Here is an 11,586-nt window from a genome sequence, read left to right as displayed (position 1 = left end):
GTAAACAATTTCAAGCTATAAACTGTAAATTATCAATACCATTACAGACATCCTTAAAACTTTAAGGTTTAGCGATCGCCTAATTTATGAAAAATACAGCTCATACAGTTACTTTTATATTACATTGCAAATATCTATGTAACATGTAAAGATGCCAGCGCTCATTGCTATAACACTAGGAATTGATTTATATGCTTATGCTACTTTTACCACACCGTCAAAACAGCAAATAACAGAAGAGATAAATCATTTTGTCGATCGCCTGCAAATGCTTGATGAAAATTTGCCACTGCGGACAGTTCCACTCAAGATTCAGGAATTTACTCCAGTCAAACAAAGAATCAATATGGCAATAGGTGATACATGGCAAAATCAACAAATTGCTATTGAAGCTTGGCAACAAGAGTTAGAATCTAGATTTTCCTCTGAAGAAAGAGCTATTAATATTGCTGATGTTTCATTAGCTACTCGAAAGTTGAAAGGATTTTACTAACCAAATGAACTCAAATACAGATATTGAAATACGAGAATTTGAAAAATCTGTCGATTCTTGGATATTAAGAACCCTTGCTACAAATATTACTACCTTCGAGCAATTGATAACTTCTTTGCCTAGTGTGTATCCATCAACAGTGCTTAACTCTATACAAAGACTTATTTCTGGTCAGAAAATTTCTAGACAAGTCATAGATGACATCCTGAAAACAGCTAACCAAAGAGTGGAAAAAACAATCTACTCATCAAGCTGTTGAATCTGCTTTAAAGCGTTCCTTAAATAATTGGGAAACTAAGCAAGTTTCTTACACCACTCATCAGATTATTGAACTGATCGAAGTGGAACGAAAGGAGAATTTAATCTTTGAAAGATAAAGGAAAAATAGATAATTCCCTTAACTTATTGGTTGATGACCTACGGTTAGCCTTAAAAGGCGATGCTTTCTGGGAAGATTACCTGGAACAGTTAAATAAACCTTGTTTAGAGCCATTTGCTCTCCATTTAGCTGTCTTAGTTGAGCCATATCTCCAGTTTATACTGGATGGTCAGAAAACTGTAGAATCAAGATTTGCTACTCGACGCTTTGCTCCTTACAAGCGCGTCCAAAAAGGTGACATTGTATTGCTCAAGCGTTCAAGTGGAGCAATTGTTGGCGTTTGTCAGGTTGCTTGCGTTTGGTTCTATGAACTAGACCCTGAATCTTGGCAAACAATCAAAGAAAAATTTACAGCCGCTATCTGCGCTCAAGATAACAAGTTTTGGGAAGATAGAGAAAAAGCTTCCTATGCTACTTTAATGCGAATTCAAAATGTTAAGCCTATTTCTCCGGTAAAGTTTGTTAAACGCGATCGCCGGGGTTGGGTTGTTTTACATGAAAATTTAGGTCAACTGGAGCTTGATTTATGGAAATGAAACCAATAGTCCTTGGTTTTGCTGGTCGAATTGCCAGTGGAAAGTCAACTCTTGCTAAAGAAATTTCTCAGCATCTAGGTTGGCAGTATGTCAGTTTTGGTGATTATGTTCGTACTGTTGCTAGAAGTCGAAACCTTGAAGAATCAAGAGAAGTATTACAAAATTTGGGTGCTTCTCTGATTAATCAAGGAGTAGAAAAGTTTTGTCAATCAGTATTAGCACAAGTAAATTGGAAACCATTACAGCCATTAGTAATAGATGGTATTCGTCATGTCGAAGTTCTTAAAACTCTCCGGAGAATTATTAGTCCTTTAGAATTTCGCTTAGTTTTTATATGTATTGATAAAAAAATTCGTAATGCTCGTTTAAATGAAAGAAATATAATTCATGATCAAAATTATCAAGATCTTGAAGCTCATTCTACTGAGGTACAGGTACAAACTTTGCTACCTACAATAGCTGACTTAACTGTTGATGGTACGAAAAAAACTGAAGAATTAGTTCAAGAAATTGTAAGTTGGATGCAAAAATCTCAATAATAAGGATATTGCCACGGTAGAATTAAAAGTTACTGGTTTTCTTCTATTTTCACAATTAAATTAATCAGCTTTAACAGTAGTAATCTGATTGTTAAGCGATCGCGCAAAGCCCCAGAGTATGTTATACCAATTTTAAAAAAGGGCATTGCTGAAATAAGGCATGAAATTCATGCTTGGTAAATACTTTGTTAAACCATTAAACCAGGGCTTAACTTTAGCTAAATTGCTAAAACCTATTCTATAGAACGGAGAGGGGGGGATTCGAACCCCCGTATAAGTCACCCCATAACAGCATTTCCAGTGCTGCGCCTTAAACCACTCGGCCACCTCTCCAAAAAGCAAAACTATTAAATTCTATATTTGCTCACAATTATACTATTGTAGCAGAATAATTCTAAATTTTGCAACTATTTCTCGCAAAAAAATTTTATATTAGATATTGGGCCTGGTTTACTAAGTCAGAAGTCAGAAGTCAGAAGTCAGAAGTTAACCTACCCCTAACCCCTCCCAGGAGGGGAAGTAGGGGATTTAAGCTCCGCTTCAAAAATATTTCGCCTTAAAAGGCGGAGTTTTAGACCCAATTATTTTGATAACATAAGATTAAGCATAAATCATGTTTTAGTTTGTTAATTCAGTACTTAAGCATGAGGTACAAAAAAACTAGGATTTGAGATTGCTTTCCGTCCCGGAATGCTGCGCAAACCCTGTCGGTCGTAATGACGAGAATACCTTGTACTGCATAAGCAATATAATTAAAATTTAATACCTAAATAACTAATAATAACTATAAATTATAGTCTCAAATTATTATGGCCCGTTATCACCAAATTCGCATACACAATCGCCAAAAAGATACATATCATACAGTCCAGGTTCCTGAAGACCGCTACATTCTCCACAGTGCCGAAAATCAAGGAGTAGATTTACCATTTTCCTGTCGTAATGGTGCTTGTACTACTTGTGCAGTGAGAGTTATATCTGGCCAACTCTATCAACCAGAAGCAATGGGACTATCATTAGAACTTCAAAAACAGGGTTATGCTCTTCTGTGTGTCAGCTATGCTAGTTCTGACCTACTCGTAGAGACACAAGATGAAGATGAAGTATACGAACTCCAATTTGGCCGCTATTTTGGCAAAGGAAAGGTAAGAGCGGGATTGCCATTGGATGAAGATTAGAATCATTTTTCTAGTTATAGCCTGGATATTTTTCGCTGGCTGCCAAAACTCAAATCCCCCCTCGGGCAAAATAATCAGAGTAGAAAGGGTTGTTAGTGGACAAACCATCGAGATAACTGACCGTTCTGCTGCTGTACCCATACTAGAACCCATTCGCTTGATTGGTATTCAGGCACCAGATGTCAGACAAAAACCTTGGGGACAAGAAGCTAGAACCCAACTAGAAAAGTTAACCTTGGGGCAAGAAGTTTTACTAGAATTTGATGTCCAGAAAAAAGATAAATTTGATCGCCAACTAGCTTATATTTGGCTGAATGGGAAACTAATTAATGAATATATGGCAGAAGAAGGTTTGGCCTTGGCAGAGCCATATTTTCCTAACAATAAGTATACAGAACGTCTTGCTAATGCCCAAGAAAAAGCTAGACTGATGGGGCGAGGTATCTGGAATCCAGAACGTCCAATGCGTCAAACTCCAGCACAATTTCGTCGTGAAAATCTTAAACAATAGAATTAATAAAGTCAAAAGTCAAAAGTCAAAAGTAAGAAGTTATTGTTGTTATGGAGATGAGTGAGCAACCCTCCAAAAATATTTCCCCAATCAAGGTGGGGTTTCCTGTTAATTATGTAAGTTAATTATTTTTATGAGTGCAGAACAATTACAAGTTTTCTTAGATATTGCCACTGAAGCTGCTCTTGCTGGTGGTGCAGAGTTGATGTCTTATTGGGGCAATCTTCAAGATATTCAAGAAAAGGGCAGTCCTGGAAATTTGGTAACTGAAGCTGACAAAGCTGCTGAAAAGGCGATCGTCAAAGTTTTACAGCGGCATCTACCAGACCATGGCATTTTGGCGGAAGAGTCGGGAGAGTTGGGAGATACAACAAGTAGATATCTATGGGCAATAGACCCTTTGGATGGTACTACTAATTTTGCTCACCAATATCCTTTTTCAGCATCCTCGGTAGGATTATTAATTGATGGGGTACCACAGGTGGGGGTGGTATTTAATCCGATTTTAGATGAACTTTTTCGTGCAGCTAAAGGTTTGGGGGCAACTTGTAACCGCAAACCAGTTAGTGTGTCTCAGACTACTACGTTAGAAAGAAGTTTGACGATAACGGGTTTTGCTTACGACCGACGGGAGACTACTGACAATAACTACAAAGAATTTTGTCAAATATGTTATCTAGCTCAAGGGGTACGACGTTCTGGTTGCGCTTCTCTGGATTTGTCTTCTATTGCTTGTGGTCGTGCAGATGGTTACTGGGAAAGAGGTTTGTCTCCTTGGGATATTGCTGCAGGTATAGTGGTGTTGCAAGAAGCAGGGGGTAAAGTTACAGCTTATAATGGTAGTCCTTTTGATATGAGTTCGGGTAAAATTTTAGCTACTAATGGCAAAATTCACGATTTAATGAGCAAAGCGTTGATTGAAACTCCGCCTCTATCTCATTGGTCTACAATAGACATCTCTAGAAAAGAGGCAACAGGCAACAGGCAACAGGCAACAGGGAGAAATAATTGATAATTTATTGATAATAATTAATTTTATTTTTGATTTTTGGAGATGTCTATTAGATATCTCCGAGAAAGAATAGACTTTTTGCAGAAGTAGGCAATAGGCAATAGGGAATAGGGAAGAAAATTTCTGAAAAAAGACACAAAAAATGATCTATATGTCTAATTTCCGGAGATGTCTAATTAGAGGTAAAAAGGATTAAGTTTAGATTCAATGTCATTTTGTTAAGGAAAAGTTGTTATTATGTCTTTTACATTTAAACAAGGATTATTCCAATTTGATTTCACAGACCATCACGCAATTTTAGGGGTTTCTCTAGATGCAGAATTTGGTGAGATTCGTAAACGGTATATGCGAGTGGCGCGTCGTTTACATCCTGATACTTCACCCTTTGAAAGTGAAACTGATAAAGAATTTGCTAATCAGTTGTTATCTAAGTTGGTGAGTCCTGCTTATAATAAATTTTCTAAGGAAGGCGATCGCGCTGAACTTTTTGTTGTTCTCAAAAATCTCAGTAATACTGTTTCTCAACAGCGCAGTCAAATTCAGTTGACTACTGATGCAGCAAAAAAAATTGCTAAGGCGGGAGATTATCAAAACATATATAAGGAAACTCTCAAGGAATTAAGCGATCGCGAATATGAATCTATTGACAAAACTTTAGATATCATTGGAGAAATTAGTGAACTGAATTTAGCTTATTTACTGCGCAAAAGTGGTTCTGGAGTTGTTAAACCCTCACCTCCACCTACACCGAAACCTCCTAGTGATTCTGCCAAACCCACAACTATAAAACCCTCAACTAAAAATCCTTTGGTAGAGCAAGCTTGTAATAGGGCTAAAATATTAATATCTAATAAAAATTATGTGAAGGCAATTTCAGAGTTAAAAGGAGCTTTGAAATTTGAGCAAAATGATAGTCTTTGTCATGCTTTATTAGGTTTTTGTTACTTCCAGCAAAAGCAAGGCACAATGGCGAAAATTGAAGTCAAAAAAGCTCTTTCATTAAATCCTCAAGAGCCAAAAGCATTAGAAGTAAAAAAATTATTAGAACAAGCGGCAACTGGCAATAATAAACCAAGTAAAACAACAGGTAAAAAAGGAACTAAATCTGATAAAGGCGGTGGTTTATTTGGGGGTATTTTTGGTGGAAAGAAAAAGTAAGGAAGTAAGCAAACAGCGACCAGCTAGCCTCCTATGGTCGAAACTGCGTTATCAGCTATCAGCTTCCGAATAATCCTTTTAATAATTAATAGCCAGTAGTGCGTTAATTATTTATATTTTTCCCGATAAATTGTGGTCTAAAGCCTCCCTTTTTAAGGAGATAAAAAGCGGTCGAGAGATGGCGAAGTTTCCTCACCATATCTAATCGACCAAGAGAAGAATAAATTTTCCTTTGACTCAATCCTATCCGCTTTCAAGGAGAGGTAATTGTTAATTATTAATTATTAATTATTAATTATTAGTTGTTGAATACTCCCCTACTCTAAAGATGAGGTAAAAAATGGCAAAAACAGATAAAATTAATTATAGTTGTCCTAGTGGATTTCCAGAATTCCTCCCTGGTGAAAAACGATTAGAATCTTACTTAATGGATACAATTAGTCAGGTGTTTGAACGCTACGGATTTACACCTATTGAAACTCCAGCAGTTGAACGTTTAGAGGTTCTACAAGCAAAAGGAAATCAAGGAGATAATATTGTTTATGGTTTATCTCCTATTCTACCTCCAAATCGTCAAGCAGAAAAGGAAAAAGCTGGAGATACTGGCTCAGAAGAAAGGGCGTTAAAATTCGACCAAACTGTGCCTTTGGCTGCTTATATTGCTCGGCATTTGAACGATCTAAATTTCCCTTTTGCTCGTTATCAAATGGATGTTGTTTTTCGAGGGGAGCGGGCAAAAGATGGTCGTTTTCGACAGTTTAGACAATGTGATATTGATGTTGTTGGTAGAGGTAAATTAAGTTTATTATATGATGCACAAGTTCCAGCGATTATTGCTGAAATCTTTGAAGCGATTAATATTGGTGATTTTCTCATCAGAATTAATAACCGCAAAGTTTTAACTGGTTTTTTTGCATCTGTGGGAGTAGCAGCAGAGAATATTGTGTCTTGTATTCGGATTGTTGATACTGCGGAAAAAGTGGGAGAAGTAAAAGTTAAAAAAGCTTTGAAAGAAATTGGGTTATCTGAAGATCAAGTAGAAAAAGTTGGGGATTTTACTAATATTAAAGGTTCTGTTGATGATGTTTTGGATAAGCTGAAAAGTATGACAGAAACTTTGGATAATTCTGAGGTTTTAACTCAGGGAATTTCTGAATTAGAAACAGTAATTTCTGGTGTCAGAAATTTGGGAGTTTCAGACAAACGTTTTTGTATTGACCTATCAATAGCTAGGGGATTAGATTATTATACGGGCACAGTTTATGAAACTACTTTAATCGGACATGAAGCTTTAGGAAGTATTTGTTCTGGGGGTAGATATGAAGAGTTAGTCGGAACTTTTATTGGAGAGAAAATGCCAGGAGTTGGTATTTCTATTGGTTTAACTAGATTAATGAGTCGTTTATTAAAGGCGGGTATTCTGGAATCTTTTGCTCCTACTCCAGCAACAGTTATGGTTGTGAATATGCAAGAAGATTTAATGGCAACTTATTTAGATGTTTCCCAAAAATTGCGTCGTAGCGGGATGAATGTTATAACCAGTTTTGATAGTCGTGGAGTGGGTAAACAATTACAACAAGCTGATAAGCAAAAAATTCCTTTTTGTATAATTATTGGTTCTGAGGAAGCAGCAGCTAATATGTGTAGTTTCAAAGATTTACGAACTGGCGAACAAATGAAAGTGCCAATAGCAGGTTTAGCAGGTGTATTAAAACAAAGATTGGTTCAATAATTGATAATTGATAATTGATAATTGATAATTACCTCTCCCTAAAAGGGAGAGGATTGACACGGTAGGGAAAAAATTTATTTTTTTACCCTTGAAAGGGGAGACTTTAAACCTGAATTATTTAATTATTAATTCTTCGGTAATGTTGTAGAGTAATTAATTAGTAGTCAGATATCAGCAATTAGCTTTTTTATCTGGCTATTAATAGACATTTCCATTAAGATTTAAACCTTTTCTGAAAAGCTTGTAGAGTCCTTCGGTGGAACAGCAAGCAATTCTGTTTAAGGAGACATTGATATGACTACCAACGATTTTTTGCCATGAAAAAAATGGTATAATATTGTTTATTGTTTGTAATTGCCAGAGATTTAGTTCTCAAAATTGTTATCAAATCAGAATAGAAATTGATCGCAAGTAAGTGAAAAAATAACAGAAGTTGAATCGATATAAATACTATGTTAGAAATCAGATTAGCTCGGACTCTTGAAGAAAGAGAATAAATTTTCAAATTGCGCTATCAAATCTATGCAGAAGAACTAGGATGGTTGGAAAATTTTCCAAACTATGAACCAAACCACCAACAAAAGAAAGTAGAAGACCTATTGGACTTATCTGCTAATCTATTTATGGCTCTCGATCATCATCAATTGGTTGGTACTATTTAGATGCAATTATACTAAAGACTTAGGCTTGTAAAACTTAGATTTAGACTACTATATAAAACTCTATCAAATGGAAAAAGTAGGAGATATAAATACCTTATATACATCAATTACTGGGAGATTTATGGTTCAAAGTAATTTTAGAGGAAAAGGTATAGGGTTGAAAATAATGCAAGCATTATACAAACAACAGTTGCTAGATGGAATCAAATTTGATTTTGTAGATGCCGAATTATACTTGGTTCCTTTTTTTGAAAAACTAGGTTATCAAACTATTAGTGAAATTGATTATCAAATGTATGAAAGTAGTGTGCTGATGGTGCTAGGCCTACTTGATTTTAAACATTTAGAGAAAGTTAAATCACCTTTTCAATCTTTGTATAGAAACTTGTTATAATCTAAGAAATAATATAGTTTTTTCAATAAAATGTAAATCTATAACGTGGTTTTTTATCATAAAAAAATGCTGTATTAAGTAGCTCTTCCCTTTTATTTTTCAGAATTTAATACTGTTTTTCATCCTTTAAAATTGCTAATTGCCTATTCCTTATTCCCTTTTTAAGAGGATTTGGTTTCCGCATCTCAAATAAAAACGCTATATCTCTAATTATGTTAGAAATCAGATTAGCTCAAACTCCTGAAGAAAGAGAAAAAAATTTAAATTGTGCTATCAAATCTATGTAGAATAACTAGGATGGTTGAAAAATTGTCCAAACTATGAACCTAACCACGAACAAAAGAAAGTAGAAGACACATTAGACTTATGTGCTAATTTATTTGTAGCTTTTAATAATCATGAATTAGTTGGTACTGCTCGATGCAATTATGCTAAAGATTTAGATTCAGACTATTATATAAAGTTTTATAAGATTAGTGAAACAGTAGGAGATGCAAATGTCTTATCTACATCAATTAGTAGGATATTTATGGTTAAAAGTTATCTTAGAGGAACGCTAATAGCTTTGAAAATAGTGCAAGCACAGTATAAACAACTGTTGTTAGATGAAATAAAATTTAATTTGATAGATAATTTAGCATACTTGGTTCCCTTTTTTGAAAAATTAGGTTATCAAACTATTGGTACAATTGATTCTTCATTTTATGAAAGTAGGGTGCTGATGGTATTAGATATAGTGAATATTGAGGATTTAGAAAAAATCAAATCACCTTTGTATAGAAATTTATTAGAATCTAAGAAAGAATATCAATTCTAAATATTTCGGAAAAAAAATATAGAGACGTTAAATAAAACGCCTCTACAAAGTTTGCTGAATTGGGTGCATTTCATATTTGCAAAAATACTTTTTTTTCCTATATATTCCCTATTCCCTATTCCCTGTTGCCTGTTGCCTGTTGCCTGTTGCCTGTTGCCTGTTGCCTAAAAGCGATAAATTTTTGGCTTTATTCTTGCATTGAGATGCTCCCGCTGAAGTAGCATGAATTGTAATTAATTTTGCTCGATTTTCTCTGGTGGAAATGTCAGAAAATTTCCCACTGCTCCAATAGTCTGATATCTATTACCACGAAACTCAGTTGTATAAACACTAAATAATATTAAATTCTGACGTTGAGTGGCATTATCCATTAATTCTTTAATCGTAGTTCTTTGACTCTTAATTAGCTTTTCACAACTTTGAACTAAATCACCTGTAAAATCACTCAAAAAATCTGGAACTTTTGACTCTTTACAAACAGATTCTCTAATCTCACTTGCCAGTTTATTAGAAGCATAATTAACATATTCACTTCTAGGAGGATTAGTAAATCCCATGACTGTCGCTGCTACTGTCAGAGCGATCGCTCCTGCTTTGCTCAGACCCCAAAATATAGGTGCTTTGCTATAACCATTCTTATTTTTATCTTGTAACATAATTATAAATACCTGATTATTTTGTATAGTTTTAGATACAGAAAACAGTAGACTAATATTTCTTACTAAGAGAAACAAATATTTGTACATATTTCATACTATTAACTACATCTAGATACAAGCTAGTTTCCGGATAAATTTAGGAAGTAGAGTATATTTTTAATTCCCCTTAATTCGATTAATTTCCTTTTGCAGTTCCTGAATTTGACGGCGCAACTCTTCAGATTCATTTTTTGGGGATTCAACTTCAACCTCAACAGCACCCTCAGCACCAGCTCTTTTGTAGTTACCAGCACGAATTTGACGATATTCTGAAGAATTTGCCCAGTTTTGTAAATACTGTAGCCTTTCTACAGGGAAAGGATGACTCAACATTACACCCTGACCACCATTATAAAGCAAGAATTTATACACTTGATTTAGGCCATCTTGGTCTAAGTCTTGATAATTATCGGACTGACGAATAAACTCTTGTAAACTACACTCATTGGCATACTTACTACTTACCCCAGCCAACTTCATCATAGTTTCCATGACTAAATTTAGGTCATCCATCACTAACAAAGCCGCCCGGTCTGCTGATAACTCAGCTTTGCGTCGCCACTCATAGAAAGCATAAATCAATCCACTACTAACTACATTACCCAAACCAAATGTTACTTCCCCAATCATAGAAGCTATACCCATTGCCCAAATTGCCATTTGGTTTAAAGTTGGGTGGCCACACTTAATATGTCCTAATTCGTGAGCTAGTACAGTCTTTAATTCTTTCTCATTTAATAAGTCTAAAAGACCAGTATTTAGGATAATTAAAGGTTGTTCTTTGCCTAGAGAATAGCTATTTACTTGAGGATTTTGAGATACAAATAAAGTAGGTTCCGGGAGTATATCTAAATCTCTAACGCATCCCCGAAATATTTGATAGATACTAGCATATTGACGAGGCCCAACTTGAATACTATTTCCCATTAAATAAACATATTGTGGCCGTTCGTAAACAAATTCTACAAATTTGCTGGCAATCAAGTCAAACCCAGGCACGCTGCGTAAAGCATTTTCTGCTTCCCGGTCCAAGGGATGGCGAAAAGCTTCACTAGAAATTCCAGTATAGGTAGGCATGATAAAATTTTTTGGCGTTGCTGAATTAGTGTATGATATTAATTTTAATACTTTAGGAGTTAGGAGTTAGGAGTTAGGAGAGGAGTAGGCGAGTAGGGGAGTAAGGGAGTGTGAGAAGTGTGGAGAGTTAAAATTTTCTACCTTAATACTGTGACGATTTCCCACAAACAAACAGCACAAAGCCTGCTGAAGTTATTGTCAGTTGAGCTGCTCTGAGCTTGGAAATATTTTTTGGTGATGATCAGACTGCCTTTGAAACCAGACTAGATGAAAATTTGTTTGCTGGGTTGCCTTGCGGTAGCTGGATTCGATTTAGTATCTATAAATTGCACAGAATCAAAAGTATTAATCCACAGATGAGCGCCACAACTTGCTGGTTTGTAAGGTCGATAGACTATTT

General features: G+C 35.3%; 14 protein-coding genes and 1 tRNA gene. 12 read left to right on the top strand and 3 right to left on the bottom strand.

Annotated elements, in window-relative coordinates; translation table 11 throughout:
• Positions 1-151: 151 nt before the first annotated feature.
• The 4 genes from F6K27_RS30590 to F6K27_RS30575 all read left to right on the top strand — a co-directional run bounded on the left by F6K27_RS30590 (position 152) and on the right by F6K27_RS30575 (position 1,947).
• Complete coding sequence (locus F6K27_RS30590; protein WP_287279633.1) at positions 152-493, top strand: hypothetical protein; 342 nt, start codon at positions 152-154, stop codon at positions 491-493.
• A 4-nt stretch (positions 494-497) separates the two neighbouring features.
• Positions 498-752, top strand: a complete 255-nt coding sequence (locus F6K27_RS30585) for a hypothetical protein (protein ID WP_287279632.1) — start codon at positions 498-500, stop codon at positions 750-752.
• Positions 753-859: 107 nt separating this feature from the next.
• A complete protein-coding gene (locus F6K27_RS30580; protein ID WP_287279631.1) occupies positions 860-1,408 on the top strand; it encodes an ASCH domain-containing protein in 549 nt (182 codons plus the stop codon).
• A complete protein-coding gene (locus tag F6K27_RS30575; RefSeq protein ID WP_287279630.1) occupies positions 1,399-1,947 on the top strand; it encodes an AAA family ATPase in 549 nt (182 codons plus the stop codon). The genes F6K27_RS30580 and F6K27_RS30575 overlap by 10 nt, the downstream gene beginning before the upstream one ends.
• A 246-nt stretch (positions 1,948-2,193) precedes the next feature.
• Here F6K27_RS30575 and F6K27_RS30570 read toward each other — a convergent pair.
• Positions 2,194-2,280 (bottom strand) — tRNA-Ser (locus F6K27_RS30570).
• 476 nt (positions 2,281-2,756) lie between these two features.
• Here F6K27_RS30570 and F6K27_RS30565 point away from each other — a divergent pair.
• The 8 genes from F6K27_RS30565 (at position 2,757) to F6K27_RS30530 (ending at position 9,411) form a co-directional block, all read left to right on the top strand.
• The gene (locus F6K27_RS30565; RefSeq protein ID WP_287279629.1) at positions 2,757-3,125 is read left to right on the top strand and encodes a 2Fe-2S iron-sulfur cluster-binding protein; all 369 of its coding nucleotides are present in this window, start codon (positions 2,757-2,759) and stop codon (positions 3,123-3,125) included.
• On the top strand, positions 3,115-3,636 hold the full coding sequence (locus F6K27_RS30560; RefSeq protein WP_287279628.1) for a thermonuclease family protein: 522 nt from the start codon (positions 3,115-3,117) through the stop codon (positions 3,634-3,636). Before F6K27_RS30565 ends, F6K27_RS30560 begins: the two co-directional genes overlap by 11 nt.
• Positions 3,637-3,769: 133 nt before the next feature.
• A complete protein-coding gene (locus F6K27_RS30555; protein WP_287279627.1) occupies positions 3,770-4,648 on the top strand; it encodes an inositol monophosphatase family protein in 879 nt (292 codons plus the stop codon).
• A 237-nt stretch (positions 4,649-4,885) separates the two neighbouring features.
• Positions 4,886-5,806, top strand: coding sequence for a DnaJ domain-containing protein (locus F6K27_RS30550; RefSeq protein ID WP_287279626.1), 921 nt, complete (start codon positions 4,886-4,888; stop codon positions 5,804-5,806).
• Between the two features lie 340 nt (positions 5,807-6,146).
• On the top strand, positions 6,147-7,538 hold the full coding sequence (gene hisS / locus F6K27_RS30545) for a histidine--tRNA ligase (protein ID WP_287279625.1): 1,392 nt from the start codon (positions 6,147-6,149) through the stop codon (positions 7,536-7,538).
• A gap of 506 nt (positions 7,539-8,044) precedes the next feature.
• Positions 8,045-8,200 carry a hypothetical protein gene (locus F6K27_RS30540; RefSeq protein ID WP_161564359.1) on the top strand — a complete coding sequence of 52 codons (156 nt, stop codon included), beginning with the start codon at positions 8,045-8,047 and terminating at the stop codon, positions 8,198-8,200.
• Positions 8,201-8,267: 67 nt separating this feature from the next.
• Positions 8,268-8,594, top strand: a complete 327-nt coding sequence (locus F6K27_RS30535; protein WP_287279624.1) for a GNAT family N-acetyltransferase — start codon at positions 8,268-8,270, stop codon at positions 8,592-8,594.
• A 301-nt stretch (positions 8,595-8,895) separates the two neighbouring features.
• Positions 8,896-9,411 (top strand): hypothetical protein, encoded by a 516-nt coding sequence (locus F6K27_RS30530; RefSeq protein WP_287279623.1) that lies wholly within the window; start codon positions 8,896-8,898, stop codon positions 9,409-9,411.
• Positions 9,412-9,644: 233 nt separating this feature from the next.
• Here F6K27_RS30530 and F6K27_RS30525 read toward each other — a convergent pair whose 3' ends face one another.
• Both F6K27_RS30525 and F6K27_RS30520 read right to left on the bottom strand, forming a co-directional pair.
• Positions 9,645-10,067, bottom strand: coding sequence for a DUF4359 domain-containing protein (locus F6K27_RS30525; protein WP_124143595.1), 423 nt, complete (start codon positions 10,065-10,067; stop codon positions 9,645-9,647).
• 159 nt (positions 10,068-10,226) lie between these two features.
• The gene (locus F6K27_RS30520; RefSeq protein ID WP_124143596.1) at positions 10,227-11,186 is read right to left on the bottom strand and encodes a M48 family metalloprotease; all 960 of its coding nucleotides are present in this window, start codon (positions 11,184-11,186) and stop codon (positions 10,227-10,229) included.
• Between the last annotated feature and the right edge of the window lie 400 nt (positions 11,187-11,586).

It is taken from the genome of Okeania sp. SIO2F5 (genome assembly GCF_010692685.1).
Taxonomy (GTDB): Bacteria; Cyanobacteriota; Cyanobacteriia; order Cyanobacteriales; family Microcoleaceae; genus Okeania; species Okeania hirsuta.
This window is presented reverse-complemented; position numbering and strand designations above follow the sequence as displayed.